General features: G+C 73.4%; 15 protein-coding genes. 11 read left to right on the forward strand and 4 right to left on the reverse strand.

Annotated elements, in window-relative coordinates:
* Nucleotides 1–252: 252 nt before the first annotated feature.
* The 9 genes from hpnC to ACFY2K_RS29350 all read left to right on the forward strand — a co-directional run bounded on the left by hpnC (nt 253) and on the right by ACFY2K_RS29350 (nt 12,186).
* Nucleotides 253–1,200, forward strand: a complete 948-nt coding sequence (hpnC, locus tag ACFY2K_RS29310; protein WP_375885247.1) for a squalene synthase HpnC — start codon at nt 253–255, stop codon at nt 1,198–1,200.
* 41 nt (nt 1,201–1,241) lie between these two features.
* Nucleotides 1,242–2,099 carry a presqualene diphosphate synthase HpnD gene (gene hpnD / locus ACFY2K_RS29315; RefSeq protein ID WP_375885318.1) on the forward strand — a complete coding sequence of 286 codons (858 nt, stop codon included), beginning with the start codon at nt 1,242–1,244 and terminating at the stop codon, nt 2,097–2,099.
* 139 nt (nt 2,100–2,238) lie between these two features.
* Nucleotides 2,239–3,681, forward strand: coding sequence for a hydroxysqualene dehydroxylase HpnE (gene hpnE, locus ACFY2K_RS29320; RefSeq protein ID WP_380589586.1), 1,443 nt, complete (start codon nt 2,239–2,241; stop codon nt 3,679–3,681).
* A gap of 182 nt (nt 3,682–3,863) precedes the next feature.
* Nucleotides 3,864–4,952 (forward strand): polyprenyl synthetase family protein, encoded by a 1,089-nt coding sequence (locus ACFY2K_RS29325; protein ID WP_375885251.1) that lies wholly within the window; start codon nt 3,864–3,866, stop codon nt 4,950–4,952.
* A gap of 7 nt (nt 4,953–4,959) precedes the next feature.
* Complete coding sequence (gene shc / locus ACFY2K_RS29330) at nt 4,960–7,041, forward strand: squalene--hopene cyclase (protein WP_387715430.1); 2,082 nt, start codon at nt 4,960–4,962, stop codon at nt 7,039–7,041.
* On the forward strand, nt 7,038–7,718 hold the full coding sequence (locus tag ACFY2K_RS29335; protein WP_380400457.1) for a 1-hydroxy-2-methyl-2-butenyl 4-diphosphate reductase: 681 nt from the start codon (nt 7,038–7,040) through the stop codon (nt 7,716–7,718). Before shc ends, ACFY2K_RS29335 begins: the two co-directional genes overlap by 4 nt.
* A gap of 2 nt (nt 7,719–7,720) precedes the next feature.
* A complete protein-coding gene (gene hpnH / locus ACFY2K_RS29340) occupies nt 7,721–8,749 on the forward strand; it encodes an adenosyl-hopene transferase HpnH (RefSeq protein WP_360238793.1) in 1,029 nt (342 codons plus the stop codon).
* Between the two features lie 136 nt (nt 8,750–8,885).
* Nucleotides 8,886–10,796, forward strand: coding sequence for a 1-deoxy-D-xylulose-5-phosphate synthase (dxs, locus tag ACFY2K_RS29345; protein ID WP_380522620.1), 1,911 nt, complete (start codon nt 8,886–8,888; stop codon nt 10,794–10,796).
* The gene (locus tag ACFY2K_RS29350; RefSeq protein ID WP_380522621.1) at nt 10,786–12,186 is read left to right on the forward strand and encodes an aspartate aminotransferase family protein; all 1,401 of its coding nucleotides are present in this window, start codon (nt 10,786–10,788) and stop codon (nt 12,184–12,186) included. The genes dxs and ACFY2K_RS29350 overlap by 11 nt, the downstream gene beginning before the upstream one ends.
* Before the next feature lie 80 nt (nt 12,187–12,266).
* Here ACFY2K_RS29350 and ACFY2K_RS29355 read toward each other — a convergent pair whose 3' ends face one another.
* Nucleotides 12,267–12,539 carry a DUF6343 family protein gene (locus ACFY2K_RS29355; RefSeq protein ID WP_380589595.1) on the reverse strand — a complete coding sequence of 91 codons (273 nt, stop codon included), beginning with the start codon at nt 12,537–12,539 and terminating at the stop codon, nt 12,267–12,269.
* 77 nt (nt 12,540–12,616) lie between these two features.
* On the opposite strand from ACFY2K_RS29355, the gene ACFY2K_RS29360 reads away from it, so the two are divergent.
* Nucleotides 12,617–12,835: an I78 family peptidase inhibitor gene (locus ACFY2K_RS29360; RefSeq protein WP_375885266.1), complete on the forward strand. Its 219-nt coding sequence runs from the start codon at nt 12,617–12,619 to the stop codon at nt 12,833–12,835.
* 49 nt (nt 12,836–12,884) lie between these two features.
* Here ACFY2K_RS29360 and ACFY2K_RS29365 read toward each other — a convergent pair whose 3' ends face one another.
* Nucleotides 12,885–13,643, reverse strand: coding sequence for a phosphatase PAP2 family protein (locus tag ACFY2K_RS29365; protein ID WP_375885269.1), 759 nt, complete (start codon nt 13,641–13,643; stop codon nt 12,885–12,887).
* Nucleotides 13,644–13,874: 231 nt separating this feature from the next.
* Nucleotides 13,875–14,642 carry a 3-oxoacyl-ACP reductase FabG gene (gene fabG / locus ACFY2K_RS29370; protein ID WP_380522623.1) on the reverse strand — a complete coding sequence of 256 codons (768 nt, stop codon included), beginning with the start codon at nt 14,640–14,642 and terminating at the stop codon, nt 13,875–13,877.
* 402 nt (nt 14,643–15,044) lie between these two features.
* Between fabG and ACFY2K_RS29375 the strand changes: the two genes are divergently transcribed.
* Nucleotides 15,045–15,911, forward strand: coding sequence for a MarR family winged helix-turn-helix transcriptional regulator (locus tag ACFY2K_RS29375; protein WP_375885276.1), 867 nt, complete (start codon nt 15,045–15,047; stop codon nt 15,909–15,911).
* A 220-nt stretch (nt 15,912–16,131) separates the two neighbouring features.
* Here ACFY2K_RS29375 and ACFY2K_RS29380 read toward each other — a convergent pair whose 3' ends face one another.
* A complete protein-coding gene (locus tag ACFY2K_RS29380) occupies nt 16,132–16,995 on the reverse strand; it encodes an aldo/keto reductase (protein ID WP_380522624.1) in 864 nt (287 codons plus the stop codon).
* Nucleotides 16,996–17,214 lie beyond the last annotated feature (219 nt).

Raw genomic sequence — 17,214 nt, forward strand, 5'->3', positions numbered from 1 at the left:
CCCCGGAGCCGGCCCTTCGGCGTGCGCCGCTACCCCGGGTGGCCCGCCGCCGCGGGGGTGAGCGCCACCGTGCGCCGGGCGGGGCGCTCTTCTCGGGCGCGGCGCGTGGTGTCAGGCTGGGGGCGCGGGGGCGGTGTGCCGTACGTGACGCCCGCGCTCGGACGCGTGTCCGAGTCGGACCGGTGGTACCGAGCGGTGTAGAACGGGGGAGTGACTGCAGTGTCGGCTTCGGCCCAGCCCAGAGATACGCCGGTGAACCCTTCCGCGGGACAGACCCTGGAGAAGGCGGGCGCGGAGAACTTCCCGGTCGCCCCCTTCTTCCTGCCCGCGGCCTGGCGCGACGACCTGATGGCGGTCTACGGCTTCGCCCGGCTGGTCGACGACGCCGGCGACGGCGACCTGGCCGATCCGGCCGCCACCGCGGGCCTGCTGGGGATCGAGCAGCGGCCCCCCGCCACTCCTTCGGCCCAGTCCGGCCCGCCGGGCCCGGCGGAGGTCTCCTTCCGGCTCGCCCTGCTCGACGGGCTGGAGCGCGACCTCGACCGGGTGTTCGAGACCGCGCTGCGCTCCGCCGGTGCCGAGCAGCCCCGGCACCCGCTGCTGGGCGCCCTCGTCCCGCTGGTCGACCGGCACGGCCTGACGCCCGAGCCGTTCCGCCGTCTGATCGAGGCCAACCGGGTGGACCAGACCACCGCCCGCTACGCCACCTACGACGACCTGGTCGGCTACTGCACGCTCTCCGCCGACCCGGTCGGCCGCCTGGTGCTGTCCATCGCCGGCGTCTCCACCCCCGAGCGGATCGCCCTCTCGGACGCCATCTGCACCGCCCTCCAGCTGGTCGAACACCTCCAGGACGTGGCCGAGGACCTCTCGCGCGGCCGGATCTACCTCCCCGCCGAGGACCTGGAGCGCTTCGGCGTCACCGAGGAGGAGCTCGCCGAACCCACCGCGACCGGTGCGGTCCGGGAACTGATCGCCTTCGAGGCCGAACGGGCCCGCACCCTGCTCGACCGCGGCGCACCATTGGTAGGTACGGTTCGGGGAAGGCTTCGACTGCTCCTGGCGGGATTCACCGCAGGCGGCTACGCGGCCCTGGCGGCCGTCGAGGACGCCGGGTACGACGTGCTCGCCCGGCAGGCGAAGCCGGACAAGCGCCGCCTCGCAGCGAAGGCGGCGGCCATCTTCGCGAAGGGAAGGTGAACGCCCGAGTGGCGGCATCACCACTGGCGTCGGCCCCGGTCATGGCGGCGTACCGGTACTGCGAGGCAGTCACCGGACTGCAGGCACGCAACTTCAGCTACGGCATCCGCCTGCTGCCCGAGCCCAAGCGACTGGCCATGTCGGCCCTGTACGCGCTGGCCCGCCGGGTGGACGACATCGGCGACGGCGACCTCCCGGCCGACCGCAAGGCCGAGGCCCTGGTGCGCACCCGGGAGCTGGTGGACGAAGTCCGCTCCGGGGCGGTCGCCGAGGACGACACCGACCCGATCAAGGTCGCCCTGGCCGACGCGGCCCGGCGCTTCCCGATCCCGCTCGGCGGCTTCGACGAGCTGATCGACGGCGTGGAGATGGACCTCAAGGGCGCCGAGTACCAGACCTACGAGGAGCTCAAGGTCTACTGCCGCTGCGTGGCCGGTGCCATCGGCCGGCTCTCGCTGGGCGTCTACGGCTGCGAGGACCCGGAGCGCGGGGCGCAGTACGCGGACACCCTGGGCCTGGCCCTGCAGCTCACCAACATCCTGCGCGACCTGCGCGAGGACGCCCTGACCGGCCGCACCTACCTGCCCACCGAGGACCTGGCCAGGTTCGGCTGCGAGCAGGGCTTCGCGCTGCCCAAGCCGCCGGTCGGCGCGGACTTCACCGGGCTGGTGGCCTTCGAGGCCGCCCGTGCCCAGGCCGCCTTCGAGGAGGGCCTGCGGCTGCTGCCCCTGCTCGACCGCCGCAGCCGCGCCTGCACCGCCGCGATGGCCGGGATCTACCACCGGCTGCTCGGCCGGATCGCCGCCGACCCGGAGTCGGTGCTGCGCGGCCGGGTGTCGCTCCCGGGCTGGGAGAAGGCGTACGTGGCGCTTTCCGGGCTCGCCGGGGGGCGTTCTTGATTCTCGCCACGGTTCTGTCACGCTGTGTCAGCGGGGAATCACATCAGGGTGGCGCCGTGTCGACCGCGGCGCCGGCCGTGAGCGCGCCGGCGGCAGCGACCGTCGCCGGGCGGTCCGGCGACTGCGAGGGGGAGGGCCGATGACCGGGCGAGCCGATGCCGCGCGCCCGGCCGCCGTCGTGGTCGGCGGCGGCCTGGCCGGGATCACCACCGCCCTGCGGCTGGCCGAGGCCGGCCACCGGGTCACCCTCGCCGAGGGGCGCCCCCGGCTCGGCGGCCTGGCCTTCTCCTTCCAGCGCGGCGACCTGACCGTCGACAACGGCCAGCACGTCTTCCTGCGCTGCTGCACCGCCTACCGCGGGCTGCTGGAGCGCCTGGGCGCCACCCGGATGACCCACCTCCAGGACCGGCTGGACGTCCCGGTGCTCTCCGTCACCGGCCCCGCCGGGGCCCCGGTGCGGACCCTCGGCCGCCTGCGGCGGGCCGGCCTGCCCGTCCCGCTGCACCTGGCCGGCAGCCTCGCCCGCTACCCGCACCTGTCCCCGGCCGACCGCGCCCGGGTGGTCCGCGGCGCGCTCGCCCTCAAGGGCCTGGACCTCGCCGACCCGGCGCTGGACGGGCTCTCCTTCGGCGAGTGGCTGCGCCGCAACGGGCAGAACGCCGCCACCACGGCCGCGCTCTGGGACCTGGTCGGCGTCGCCACCCTGAACGCCCGGGCCGACCAGGTGTCCCTGGCGCTCGCCGCGATGGTCTTCAAGACCGGGCTGCTCTCCGACCCGGGGGCCTCCGACATCGGCATCGCCGCCGTCCCGCTCGGCGCTATCCACCACGACCGGGCGCTCGCCGAGCTGGAACGCGCCGGCGTGCGGGTGCTGCTGCGCGCCCGGGTCGCGGAGCTCAAGCCGGCCGCGCCCCAGCACGCCGTCCGGCTGGAGGGCGGCCAGTCGGGCACCGGCGAGCTGCTCACCGCCGACACCGTGGTGCTGGCCGGCGCCCAGGACACCGCGGCCGCCCTGCTGCCGCCGGGCGCCGTCCCCCACCGGCTGGAGGACTTCGGCACCACGCCGATCCTCAACGTGCACGTGGTCTACGACCGCAAGGTGCTGCGCCGGCCGTTCTTCGCCGCGCTCGGCAGCCCGGTCCAGTGGGTCTTCGACCGCACCACCCACTCCGGGCTGGCCGGTACCCCGATCGGCCGCGCCCACCCCGGCGCCCAGTACCTGGCGCTGTCCCAGTCCGCCGTCCAGGACGAGATCGACCTGCCGGTCGCCGAGCTGCGCGAGCGCTACCTGCCCGAGCTGGCCCGGTTGCTGCCGGCCGCCGCCGGCGCCGAGGTGCTGGACTTCTTCGTCACCCGGGAGCGCACCGCGACCTTCGACGGGGCGCCCGGCAGCGCCGCGCTGCGGCCCGGGGCCACGACCGGCGTCCCCGGCCTGCTGCTGGCCGGCGCGTGGACCGCCACCGGCTGGCCCGCGACCATGGAGGGCGCGGTGCGCAGCGGCCACGCCGCCGCCGACGCCGCGCTGGCCGCGGCCGGTGCCAGGGTGCCGGTGGACCGGGGCGACGGGCGGTGGCCCAGGTGACGGCGGGGCCTGCGGCCGGAGAGCCCGCCAGAGCCGACGGGCGTACCGTCGGCCCCATCGGCCGTACCGACACCGAGCGCCGCGGCACCACCCGCTTCGGCGCCGCCCGCTTCGACACCAGCCGCACCGACAGTACCCGGCCGCCCCGTGCGGTCCGGCACCACGAGGGAGAGGGAACGCACGTGGAGTCACGCACCGGCATCGCCGTCGGAGGCACGGCGCACGCCGAACCGGTCTCGGTGCCGGAGCTGCTGGCCCGCAGCCGGACGCTCTGCGCCCCGCCGCTACGGGCCACCGTCGCCCGTCTGGCCGCACCGATGGACACCGTCGCCGCGTACCACTTCGGCTGGATCGACCGGGACGGCACCCCGGTGGAGGGCGACGGCGGCAAGGCCGTGCGCCCCGCGCTGGCCCTGCTGTCCGCCCAGGCGGCCGGTGCGGCGCCCGAGGTCGGGGTGCCCGGCGGGGTCGCCGTTGAACTGGTGCACAACTTCTCCCTGCTCCATGATGATCTGATGGACGGTGACGAGACCCGACGGCACCGGGCCACCGCCTGGACGGTCTTCGGCCCGGCCCAGGCGATCCTGGTCGGCGACGCCCTGGCGACGCTCGGCACGGAGGTGCTGCTCGACGCCGGGGTGACCGGCGGCGCGAGCCCCACCGATGCCGCGCGCGCCGTCCGGCTGCTCACCACCGCGACCCGCAGACTGATCGACGGCCAGGCCATGGACGTCGCCTTCGAACAGCGCGACAGCGTCACCGTCGCCGAGTGCCTGGAGATGGAGGGCGGCAAGACGGCGGCCCTGCTGGCCGCCGCCTCGGCGATCGGCGCCGTCCTGGCCGGGGCCGACGACAAGGTCTCGGACGCCCTCCAGCGCTACGGCCACCACCTGGGCCTGGCCTTCCAGGCGGTGGACGACCTGCTCGGCATCTGGGGCGCGACCGAGGTCACCGGCAAGCCGCACTGGGGCGACCTGCGCCAGCGCAAGAAGTCCCTGCCGGTCGCCGCGGCGCTCGCCGAGGGCGGCGCCGCCTCGCGCCGGCTGGCCGAGCAGCTCGCGGACCCGAAGGGCCGGGGCGAGGAGGGCGAGCCCGAGCTCGCCGCCCGGGCCGCGTTGATCGAGGAGGCCGGCGGCCGGGCCTGGACCCAGGAGGAGGCCCGCCGCCAGCACACGACTGCCCTCGCCGCCCTGGACGAGGTGCCCATGTCCGACGAGGTGCGCGAGCACTTCGTCGCACTCGCCGAATTCGTGGTGGTACGAGAGAGGTGACGTTACGTTGACAGCAACCGCGGACGGCCGGCTCGACCCTGAGTACGATTCCGAGCCGGTCGCGGTGGGCGACCGCCCCCCGACCCTGCTGGGTGCGGGGCGGTGGCAGCCCGAGGACACCGACCGGCCCCGGCCGGCCGGTGAGGCGGACCGGCAGCCCGCCGACGCGCGCGAGGCCCTCGCGCGCGCCACCACCCACCTGCTCTCGCTGCAGTCCTCCGAGGGCTGGTGGAAGGGCGACCTGGAGACCAACGTCACCATGGACGCCGAGGACTTACTGCTCCGCCAGTTCCTGGGCATCAGGACGGAGGAGCAGACCCGGGCCACCGCCGAGTGGATCCGCTCCCAGCAGCGGGAGGACGGCACCTGGGCCACCTTCCACGGCGGACCGCCCGAACTCTCCACCACCGTCGAGGCCTACGTCGCCCTCAAGCTCGCCGGCGACGACCCGGACGCCCCGCACATGCTGGCCGCCGCGCGCTACGTCCGCTCCGCCGGGGGCATCGCGGCCGCCCGGGTGTTCACCCGGATCTGGCTCGCGCTCTTCGGCTGGTGGTCCTGGGACCGCCTGCCCGAGATGCCACCCGAGATCATCTTCCTGCCCAAGTGGCTGCCGCTGAACATCTACGCCTTCGGCTGCTGGGCCCGGCAGACCATCGTCCCGCTGACCGTGGTCTCCTCGCACCGCCCGGTCCGTCCGGCCCCCTTCGCGATCACCGAGCTGCACACCGACCCGGACCACCCGTACCCCGACCGGCCGCTCGCCCCCGCCACCAGCTGGGACGGCCTGTTCGAGCGCCTCGACAAGCTGCTGCACGCCTACCACCGCCGGGCCTTCCGGCCGCTGCGCCGGCTCGCCGTCGCCCAGGCCTGCCGCTGGATCGTCGAACGGCAGGAGGCCGACGGCTGCTGGGGCGGCATCCAGCCGCCCGCCGTCTACTCGCTGATCGCCCTGCACCTGGAGGGCTACGAGCTGGAGCACCCGGTGATGAAGGCCGGGCTCTCCTCCTTCGACCGCTTCACCGTGCACACCGAGGACGGCATGCGCTGGATGGAGGCCTGCCAGTCCCCGGTCTGGGACACCTGCCTGGCCACCATCGCGCTGGTCGACGCCGGCGTCCCGGCCGACCACCCGGCCCTGGTCAGCGCCGTCGACTGGATGCTCGGCGAGGAGATCCGCAAGCGCGGCGACTGGTCCGTCCAGCGGCCCGCCCTGCCGGCCGGCGGCTGGGCCTTCGAGTTCGAGAACGAGACCTACCCCGACATCGACGACACCGCCGAGGTGGTGCTGGCGCTGCGCCGGGTCGCCCACCCCGACCAGGCCAAGGTCGACGCGGCGGTGGACCGGGGCGTGCTGTGGAACCTCGGCATGCAGTCCAAGAACGGCGCCTGGGGCGCCTTCGACGTCGACAACACCAGCCTGCTGCCGAACAAGCTGCCGTTCTGCGACTTCGGCGAGGTGGTCGACCCGCCGTCCGCGGACGTCACCGCCCACGTGGTGGAGATGCTCGCCGAGACCGGCCGGGCCCGGGACCCGCGCACCCGCCGCGGCATCGAGTGGCTGCTGCGCGACCAGGAGGCGGACGGCTCCTGGTTCGGCCGCTGGGGCACCAACTACATCTACGGCACCGGCTCGGTGCTGCCCGCCCTGGTCGCGGCCGGCGTCCCGGACGAGCACCCGGCGATCCGCCGGGCGGTGCGCTGGCTGGAGGACCGGCAGAACACCGACGGCGGCTGGGGCGAGGACATGCGCTCCTACGACGACCCGGCGCGCTGGGCCGGGCGCGGCGACTCCACCGCCTCGCAGACCGCGTGGGCGCTGATGGCGCTGCTCGCGGCGGGCGAGGGCCCGGAGGGCCGCTCCAACCCGGCGGTGGAGCGCGGGGTCGAGTGGCTGGTGCGCACCCAGCTGCCCGAGGGCACCTGGGACGAGCCGCAGTTCACCGGGACCGGCTTCCCGTGGGACTTCTCCATCAACTACCACCTGTACCGGCTGGTCTTCCCGGTCACCGCGCTCGGCCGCTACCTCAACGGCGGCCCCGGGATGGTGCGGCCGGGCGGCACGCCGTCGATCGGGGCGAACCGGTGACCACCGCCCCGCTGCTGGTGCTCTGCGCGCTGGGCCCCGAGGTGTGGGCCCTGCGCGGCGGCGACTGGCGCGGCTCGGCCGGCGGACCCCCGGTGCTGGTGCGCACCGGGGTCGGCCGACGGCGCGCCGGGACGGCCGTACGGCGCCTGCTCGGCTCCGCCCCGGGCGGCTACGGCGCGGTCGTGGTGGCCGGATTCGGCGCCGCGGTCGGGCCGGGAGTGGCGCCGGGCGAGGTGGTGGCCGCGGACGGCGTGCGCGACGCCGAGGGCCACCTCTACCCGGTCGACTCCGGGCCGGAGCTGGCCCGGGCGCTCAAGGAACACGGCCTGACCGCGCACACCGGGGTGCACCACACCGCCGACCACGTGGTGCGCGGTATCGAGCGGCGCGCCCTGCACCTCCAGGGGGCGCTGGCCGTCGACATGGAGGCCGCCGCCGTGCTGGCCGCACTGCGGGAGGTGCGCCCGGCGCTGCCGGTGGCCGTGCTGCGGGTGGTGGTGGACACCCCCGAGCACGAGCTGCTGCGGCCGGGCACGCTCCCGGCCGGGGTGCGCGCCTGGCGGACCCTGCGGGCGGCGGTACCCGCCCTGGTCGACTGGTACCGGCAGGAGCTCGACACCCGCTCCGCAGTCCTGAACCACCCCACATCCTCGACGCTCCCCCAGGAGGCGAGCTAGCCATGGCCATGCCGTTGCGCCAGACCGTGCGGGTCGGCACCTACCTGATGCAGCAGAAGCTGCTCAAGCGACGGGACAAGTTCCCGCTGATCGTCGAGCTCGAACCGCTGTTCGCCTGCAACCTCGCCTGCGAGGGCTGCGGCAAGATCCAGCACCCGGCGGGTGTGCTCAAGCAGCGGATGCCGGTCGCCCAGGCGGTCGGCGCGGTCCTGGAGTCGGGTGCCCCGATGGTCTCGATCGCCGGCGGTGAGCCGCTGATGCACCCGCAGATCGACGAGATCGTCCGACAGCTGGTGGAGCGCCGCAAGTACGTCTTCCTCTGCACCAACGCGCTGCTGATGCGCAAGAAGATGGACAAGTTCAAGCCCTCGCCGTACTTCACCTTCGCCGTGCACATCGACGGCCTGCGCGAGCGGCACGACGAGTCGGTGGCCAAGGAGGGCACCTTCGACGAGGCGGTGGCGGCGATCAAGGAGGCCAAGCGGCGCGGCTTCCGGGTCACCACCAACAGCACCTTCTTCAACACCGACACCCCGCAGACCGTCATCGACGTCCTGGACTTCCTGAACGACGAGCTCAAGGTCGACGAGATGATGATCTCCCCGGCCTACGCCTACGAGAAGGCCCCCGACCAGGAGCACTTCCTCGGCGTCGAGCAGACCCGGGAGCTCTTCCGAAAGGCCTTCGCCGGGGGCAACCGGAAGCGGTGGCGCCTCAACCACAGCCCGCTCTTCCTGGACTTCCTGGAGGGCAAGGCCGACTTCGAGTGCACCCCCTGGGGCATCCCCAACTACTCGCTGTTCGGCTGGCAGCGGCCCTGCTACCTGATGGCCGACGGCTACGTGCCCACCTACCGCGAGCTGGTCGAGAAGACCGACTGGAGCAAGTACGGGCGCGGCAAGGACCCGCGCTGCGAGAACTGCATGGCCCACTGCGGCTACGAGCCGACCGCCGTCCTGGCCACCATGGGCTCGCTCCAGCAGTCGCTGCGCGCCATCACCGAGACCGTCAGCTCCAACCGGGGGCGCTGAGCCCGGGCCGGGCCGCCCGGTACCGCAGCCGTCCCGCGTCCTGAGCTCCCGTCCGGCCCGGGCCGTCGTGCCCGGGCCGGCCCCGCCCCGGTGGGCGGAGGCACCACCGCACCGCTCCGAGTCGTGAGGTGTACCCATGTCACTGCTCTCCCGCGTCACGTCCCCGGCCGAGCTGCGCAAGCTCCCGGCCGCCGAACTGCCGCTGCTCGCCGACGAGATCCGCGACTTCCTGATCGACGCCGTCACCCGCACCGGCGGCCACCTCGGGCCCAACCTCGGCGTGGTGGAGCTGACCATCGCGCTGCACCGGGTCTTCGACTCGCCGTACGACCGGATCGTCTTCGACACCGGCCACCAGAGCTACGTCCACAAGCTGCTCACCGGCCGCCAGGACTTCTCCAGGCTGCGGATGAAGGGCGGCCTGTCCGGCTACCCCTCCCGGGCCGAGTCCGAGCACGACCTGGTGGAGAACTCGCACGCCTCCACCGCGCTCTCCTACGCCGACGGGCTCGCCAAGGCCAGCCAGCTGCTCGGCCAGTACGACCGGCACACCGTCGCGGTGATCGGCGACGGCGCGCTCACCGGCGGACTCGCCTGGGAGGCGCTGAACAACATCGCCGAGGCCCGCGACCGGCCGCTGGTCATTGTCGTCAACGACAACGAGCGCTCCTACGCCAGGACCGTCGGCGGACTGGCCCACCACCTGGCCACCCTGCGCACCACCCAGGGCTACGAGCGCTTCCTCGCGCTCGGCAAGGAGGCGCTGCAGCGCACCCCGCTGGTCGGCCAGCCGATCTTCGACGCGCTGCACGGCGCCAAGAAGGGCTTCAAGGACGCCTTCGCCCCGCAGGGCATGTTCGAGGACCTCGGGCTCAAGTACCTGGGCCCGATCGACGGCCACGACCTGGGCGCGGTCGAGCAGGCGCTGCGGCAGGCCCGGAACTTCGGCGGCCCGGTGATCGTGCACTGCCTGACCGTCAAGGGGCGCGGCTACCGGCCCGCCGAACAGGACGAGGCGGACCGCTTCCACGCCGTCAACCCGATCGACCCGTACACCTGCCTGCCGATCTCGCCCAGCGCCGGGGTCTCCTGGACCTCGGTGTTCGGGGAGGAGCTGCTCGCGCTCGGCGCCGAGCGGCCCGACCTGGTGGCGATCACCGCGGCGATGCTCCAGCCGGTCGGGCTGGCGCCGTTCGCCAAGGCGTACCCGGACCGGACCTTCGACGTCGGGATCGCCGAGCAGCACGCCGTCACCAGCGCGGCGGGCCTGGCCACCGGCGGGCTGCACCCGGTGGTGGCGGTCTACGCGACCTTCCTGAACCGGGCCTTCGACCAGGTCCTGATGGACGTCGCGCTGCACCGGCTGGGCGTCACCTTCGTGCTCGACCGCTCCGGGGTCACCGGTTCGGACGGCGCCTCGCACAACGGCATGTGGGACCTGTCCGTGCTCCAGGTCGTCCCCGGGCTGCGGCTCGCCGCGCCGCGCGACGCCGAGCAGCTGCGGGCCCAGCTGCGGGAGGCCGTCGAGGTCGAGGACGCGCCGACCGTGGTCCGCTTCCCCAAGGGCAACGTCGGGCCGGTCGTCGAGGCGGTCGAACGGATCGGCGGGACGGACGTGCTGCTGCGCACCGGACCGGCGCCGGAGATCCTGCTGGTGGCCGTCGGGGTCACCGCCTCCGCCTGCCTGGACGCCGCCCGGCTGCTGCTCGCCGAGGGCTTCACCGCGACCGTGGTCGACCCGCGCTGGGTCAAACCGGTCGATCCGGCCCTGGCCCGGCTCGCCGCCGCCCACCGGCTGGTGGTCACCGTCGAGGACGGCGGCCGCACCGGCGGCGTCGGTTCGGCCGTCGCCCAGGCGCTGCGCGACGCCGACGTGGACGTCCCGGTGCGGGTGCTCGGCCTGCCGCAGGAGTTCCTCGGCCACGCCGCCCGCGGCGAGATCCTGGAGGAGACCGGCCTGACCGGCACCGGGGTCGCGGCCCAGACCGCCGTCTTCGCCAAGAACCTGCTACCGACCCGAGGAGCGAACCCGCGCCATGCCGGCTGACCCCGACCGCCCCGCCTTCGACCTCGCCGCCCTCCTCGCCGAACGCGGCGGTGAGCGGTACGAGCTGCACAGCCGCCACCTCAACCCGCAGCTGCCGCGGATGCTCCGCACCATCGGCTTCGACAAGTACTACGAGCGGGCGCAGGGCCAGTACTTCTACGACGCCGAGGGCAACGAGTACCTCGACATGCTGGCCGGCTTCGGCATCTTCGCGCTCGGCCGGCACCACCCGGTGGTGCGGTCGGCGGTCCGGCAGGTGATGGACCTGGACCTGCCGGACCTGGTCCGCTTCGACTGCTCGCCGCTGCCCGGGCTGCTGGCCGAGCGGCTGCTCTCGTACGCGCCCGGACTGGACCGGGTGTTCTTCGGCAACAGCGGCACCGAGGCGGTGGAGACCGCGTTGAAGTTCGCCCGGTACGCCACCGGCCGCCGGCGCGTCCTCTACGCCGACCACGCCTTCCACGGGCTGACCACCGGCTCGCTGTCCGTCAACGGGGAGAGCGGCTTCCGCAAGGGCTTCGACCCGCTGCTGCCGGACACCGCCATCCCGCTCGGCGACATCGGGGCGCTGGCCAAGGAGTTGAAGCGCGGGGACGTCGCCGCGCTGATCGTCGAGCCGATCCAGGGCAAGGGCGTCCAGGCGCCGCCGCCCGGCTGGCTGCGGGCGGCCCAGGCGCTGCTGCACGAGCACAAGGCGCTGCTGATCTGCGACGAGGTGCAGACCGGGATCGGCCGCACCGGCGCGTTCTTCGCCTACCAGCACGAGGAGGGCGTGCTGCCGGACCTGGTGTGCGCGGCCAAGGCGCTCTCCGGCGGGTACGTGCCGGTCGGGGCCACGCTCGGCAAGAGCTGGATCTTCGAGAAGGTGTACTCCTCGATGGACCGGGTGCTGGTGCACTCGGCCAGCTTCGGGTCCAACGCCCAGGCGATGGCGGCCGGGCTGGCGACCCTGGAGGTGATGCGCGAGGAGAAGGTGGTGGAGAACGCCCGGCAGGTCGGCGACCGCTTCCGCGAGCGGCTGACGGCCCTGATCGACCGGTACGAGCTGCTCGCCGAGGTGCGCGGTCGCGGGCTGATGATCGGCATCGAGTTCGGCCGGCCCAGGTCGTTGAAGCTGCGCACCGGTTGGACGGCCCTCCAGGCCGCGCGCAAGGGGCTGTTCGCGCAGATGGTGGTCGTCCCGCTGCTGCAGCGGCACCGGATCCTGACCCAGGTGTCCGGGGACCACCTGGAAGTGATCAAGCTGATCCCGCCGCTGATCATCACCGACCGGGACGTGGACCGGTTCGTCGACGCGTTCACCGAGATCATGGACGAGGCCCACCGGGGCAACGGCCTGATGTGGGACTTCGGCCGGACGCTGGTGAAGCAGGCGGTCGGCAACCGGTAGGGCCCCTCTTCCCGCTCCCGCCCGCGGCTCGGAGCGGGAAGTCGGCCCGGCCGGCTTCCCACTCCGTGGGAGACACCGCGTCAGAGCTCGGTCCGGCGGCGCCGGATGACCACCACGAGATCGACGACGGCGAACAGGGTGAGCAGCCCGAGGGCGACGGCGAAGCCGGTCAGGGTGCCCCGGCCGGGGGCGCCGTCCACCGGGGAGGAGGCCGCCCAGTACGCGAAGCCGGCCGTCCCCAGGGCGAACAGCGGGGTGAAGGTCAGCGACAGCAGGTAGCGGAGCTTGAGGTCGCTGCGGGCGGTGGCCGGCTCGGTGCCGCTGCGCCACCGCCGCGGCGTCGTGGCACGCATGCGCGTTCACCTCCGGGCCGCGCGGGTGGGGGCTACGATTCCAGCGTACGTCCGAGGGGGAGAGCCGGGGAGGCGCTGTGACGGGTGCGGACGCCGTGGGGGCGGGCACGACGGGGGAGGACGCCGAGGGCTACGCGGGGCTGCGGATCGAGCGGGCCCGGGAGCTGGCCCGGCGGCACGGCTGGGCCTCGGTCCGGGTGCTGGAACCGGGGCAGCTGATGACCATGGAGTACCGGGAGGGGCGGCTGAACCTCGCGGTGCGGGACGGTGTGGTGGAGCGCAGCTGGGAGGGGTAGCGCCCGCTCGCGGCGGCGGCGGCGTCGGTGGTGGCGGTGGCGGCAGGGTTCAGCGTGCGAACCGGCGGTGCAGCCGTTGTTCGGCCACCGCGAGCAGCGGCTCCAGCAGGGGCAGGGAGAGCAGCACCAGCAGCCCGGCGGCCCAGCCGGCCAGCACGTCGGAGACCCAGTGGGTGCCCAGGTAGACGGTGGTCAGGCCGATCGAGCAGGCGGTGGCGGCGGCGATCAGCGCGCCGGTGCGCTGCCAGCGGACCGCGAGGTAGGCCAGCACGCCCCAGGTCACCACGGCGTTGGCGGTGTGGCCGGAGGGGAAGATGGTGCCGCCGGAGAACAGCTCGGGGGAGCCGACGTACTGGGCGTAGTGCGGTCCGAGCCGGCCGGTGAGGATCTTGACGGCGCCGACCGTGATGTTGAGGAGCAGCAGGGCGACGCCCATCACCAGCAGCGGGCGCAGCCGCCCGAGGCGGTGGGCGCGCCAGAGCAGCCAGGCGAACGCGGCGATGGCGCTGGGTCCGCGCTGCCCGGCGATCACCCAGGTATCGAGCAGCGGCTCCAGGCTGGGCCACCGCTCGTACGGGCGGAGCAGGCGCACCGACCAGTCGAGGTCGACCAGGTCGGTGTTGAGCAGGACGCCGGCCAGGACGAGCAGGTAGGCGGCGAGGGTGGCGGCGAACAGGGCGGCCCGGCGGCGGCTCATCGGTGGCCAGCCGGGCTCGCCGCGGTCGGGGCGGGGGAGCTCCCGGCGGTCGGCGGTGCGGCGATCCGGCCCCTGTCGCGGAATGCGAGCGGCGGTACTTCTGGATTGCACGGGGTGACCATACCCATCTGGGCGAGGCCATTCCTGAGGGAATTGTCATTTTCCCGGGAAATCGACAATTGGGGCTGCCCCGGGCGACCCGGGGAGTGATTTCCGCTATTCCTGGATCGAATGCCCGTGTGGTCTTCGAATGATTCTGCAAAAGCCCCGGTAAAGAAAACGGAGTGGGCGGCCGGTTCGACCGGCTTCCCACTCCGTGGTAACCCTGTGTAGGTTCAGTGCTCAGTCGAGGGGGCCACCCGCGACGTAGATCACCTGGCCGGAGACGAAGCCGGCGGCCTCGCCGGCGAGGAAGGAGATGGTGTTGGCGACGTCCTCGGGCTCTCCGACGCGCTGGACCGGGATCTGGGAGGCCGCGGCCCGCTTGAAGTCCTCGAAGTCCATGCCGACCCGGGCGGCGGTGGCCGCCGTCATGTCCGTGGCGATGAAGCCGGGGGCCACCGCGTTGGCCGTGATGCCGAACTTGCCCAGCTCGATGGCCAAAGTCTTGGTGAAGCCCTGGAGGCCGGCCTTGGCGGTCGAGTAGTTGGCCTGGCCGCGGTTGCCCTGGGCGGAGGAGGAGGACAGGTTGACGATGCGGCCGAAGCCGGCGTCCACCATGTGCTTCTGCACCGCGCGGGTCATCAGGAAGGCGCCGCGGAGGTGGACGTTCATGACCGTGTCCCAGTCGGACTCGGACATCTTGAAGAGCAGGTTGTCGCGGAGCACCCCCGCGTTGTTGACCAGCACGACGGGGGCGCCGAGCTCGGCGGCCACGCGGTCGACGGCGGCCTGGACCTGCTCGGCGTCCGCGACGTCGGCGCCGACGGCCAGCGCGCGCCCGCCGGCGGCGGTGATCCGGTCGACGGTGTCCTTGCCGGCGGCCTCGTCCAGGTCCAGGACGGCCACCGCGTAGCCGTCGGCGGCCAGTCGGACGGCCGTGGCGGCGCCGAGGCCGCGGGCGGCGCCGGTGACGACCGCCACCCGGGTGGCGGTGCTCTGCTCGGTCATGCTCGCTCTCGTCTCTCTCGGGGTGCCTCCGGGGGAGTGGCCCCGGGGAGGGTGCCCATACCCTACCGGCGGGTAGGGGAGGCGGCCAGGGTGGAGAGGCGCAGGTGACGGTCGGTAAGGACCGACCGGTCGGCTTTCTGCTGAGAACGGGTTACTGCAAGGGTGTGGCAGCGCGTAAATATGCCAATGTTGCCGAACCTGCGTCTACTATCCGCCCCTGCCTGCCAGCAAGGGCCTGCCGTTTGTATAGTGTCCGCCAGCAGCCACCGGCTGCACGGCTGGAGCGCCCTCCCTCATAGCTGGACGCCCACTCGCCGTTACTGCCCCACCCGGGTGTCCCACACACACCGGGTGTGACATCGGGACGGATACATGGTGCTGGGGGAGATCCCGACAACCCGCGTGTCCGCGCGACTGCAGCAGTCGCCCGGACACCTCATTCGCGTTGCACAGCAGGTTCACACCCGTCTGTGGTCCGAGCACGTCGGAGCCGATCTCACGGCTCCGCAGTTCGCGGTCCTGCTGGTCCTCGCCCTCGAACCGGGCGCGGACCAGCGGACCGTCGGCGAGCGAGCCTCGCTGGACAAGGCCACGATGGCGGAGATGGTCGCGCGGCTGGTCCGCCGCGGCCTCGTGCTGCGACGGCGCGACCCGGCCGACGGCCGGCGCAAACTGCTCGCCCTCTCGCAGAGCGGTGCCCAGGCGGTGCGCGAGGCCACCGGTGGTGTGGTCCGCGTCCAGCGGGTGCTGTTCGAGCCGCTCACGCCGGACGAGCAGGTCGAAATCGTCCGGGTGATGGCCAAGATAGCCAGGCTGGAACCCGCGGCCGTGGCCGTCTTCACCGACGCGCGGCCGATACTGGACGCCCAGCGGGCGATCGGCTACCTGATCAGGGTCGGCCAGCAGGTGCACACCAAGCTCTGGTCGGAGCACGTCGGCGCGGACCTGACGGCCCCGCAGTACGCCGTGCTGGACGCGCTGGAGCTGGAGCCGGGCGCGGACCAGCGCACGGTCGGCGAGCTGGCCTCGCTGGACAAGGCCACGATGGCCGAGATGGTCAGCCGGCTGGTGCGCCGCGGTCTGGTGCAGCGCCGGCGCGACCCCTCGGACGGGCGGCGCAACCTGCTCTCGCTCTCACCGGCGGGTCAGGACCTGCTGCACCGCTCGGCCGCCGGAGTGGCCGAAGTCCAGCGCTTGCTGCTCGCTTCGCTCGCGGAGGAGGAGCACGCGACGGCGCTCGCGCTCATCGCCAAGGCGGCCAGGCTCTAGCCCAAGCTTTGGTAACAACAGCCAAAACGATTCACCAAGTCTCCTGAGGCCCACGGCCGTCGGTAGCGACCGATGATCGGGGTCGGTGAATCCGGGCACGCCGAAGTACCGCTCGTCCCTCTCCGGAATGAGCGGTACTTCGATATGACCGACAGTCAGGATCGCTGTCGTCGTTGTCGGGGGCGCCGGGCCTGGTCGGCCGGCGCCCCCGCGGCGCCCGTCAGTTCCAGTCGAACCCCTGCGGATCCGGGCCGATCCGCTTGCCGGTGGCCACGCCCGCGATCGCCGCGAGGTCCTCGGCGTCCAGCTCGAAGCCGGCGACGTCCAGGTTCTCCCGGATACGGGACGGGGTGACCGACTTCGGGATGGCGATCACGCCGCTCTGCAGGTGCCAGCGGAGCACCACCTGGGCGACCGTGCGGCCGTGCTTCCCGGCGATCTTCACCAGCGCCGGCTCGGCCAGCAGCTCCCCGCCCTGGCCCAGCGGGCTCCACGCCTCGGTGGCGATGCCGTGCTCGGCGTGGAAGGCGCGCAGCTCCTCCTGCGGGAAGTACGGGTGCAGCTCGACCTGGTTCAGCACCGGGACGACCGAGGCCTCGTCGAGCAGGCGGGTCAGCTGCTCCTGGCCGAAGTTGGAGACGCCGATCGACTTGACCCGGCCGCCCTCCTTCAACTGCTCCAGGGCCTTCCAGACGTTCAGGAAGGTGCCGTGCATCGGGCGCGGCCAGTGGATCAGGTACAGGTCGAGGTAGTCGAGCCCGAGCTTGTCCAGCGAGGCGTCGAACTCGCGCAGCACCGCGTCGCGGCCCTGCTCGCCCGACCAGTCGCGGGTGCCCGAGTTCCACAGCTTGGTGGTGACGTAGAGGTCCTCGCGGGCCAGGCCGCCCGCCAGTGCCTCGGTGACGGCCGCGCCGGTGCCGGCCTCGTTCTCGTAGATCGCCGCGGTGTCGATCGAGCGGTAGCCCGCCGCGATCGCCTCGCGCACGGCGGGGGTCGCCCGGGCGTCCTCGACCTGCCACACGCCGAAGCCGAGCTGGGGGATCTGAGCGCCGTCGTTCAGGGTGACGCTGGGGATGTTGCTCACGGGAAGGGGTGCCTTCCTGGTCGTCCGTTGTTTCCAGAGGGGGCAACCGGTGCCCCGGCACGATTGTTCCCGCCGTTCGGGCGAATCTTTGGGGAAGCTTTACGACGGCGTGGCGTGCGCCGGGCCCGTGCCACGGGGGTGCGCGCCAGGGCGTGCGGCGGGCGTGCGGCGGGGGCGGCGGAAAACCTGTTGCGTGGATCACAGTGGGCTTGGCAGGCT

The sequence above is a fragment of the Kitasatospora sp. NPDC001309 genome (assembly GCF_042896295.1).
GTDB lineage: Bacteria > Actinomycetota > Actinomycetes > Streptomycetales > Streptomycetaceae > Kitasatospora.

Bases quoted from the DNA above. Each gene is read 5' to 3' on its own strand.
- fabG (WP_380522623.1), bottom strand. From the start codon at position 14,642: ATGACCGAGCAGAGCACCGCCACCCGGGTGGCGGTCGTCACCGGCGCC.
- ACFY2K_RS29350 (WP_380522621.1), top strand. From the start codon at position 10,786: ATGCCGGCTGACCCCGACCGCCCCGCCTTCGACCTCGCCGCCCTCCTC.
- hpnH (WP_360238793.1), top strand. From the start codon at position 7,721: ATGGCCATGCCGTTGCGCCAGACCGTGCGGGTCGGCACCTACCTGATG.
- dxs (WP_380522620.1), top strand. From the start codon at position 8,886: ATGTCACTGCTCTCCCGCGTCACGTCCCCGGCCGAGCTGCGCAAGCTC.
- hpnE (WP_380589586.1), top strand. From the start codon at position 2,239: ATGACCGGGCGAGCCGATGCCGCGCGCCCGGCCGCCGTCGTGGTCGGC.
- ACFY2K_RS29355 (WP_380589595.1), bottom strand. From the start codon at position 12,539: ATGCGTGCCACGACGCCGCGGCGGTGGCGCAGCGGCACCGAGCCGGCC.
- hpnD (WP_375885318.1), top strand. From the start codon at position 1,242: ATGGCGGCGTACCGGTACTGCGAGGCAGTCACCGGACTGCAGGCACGC.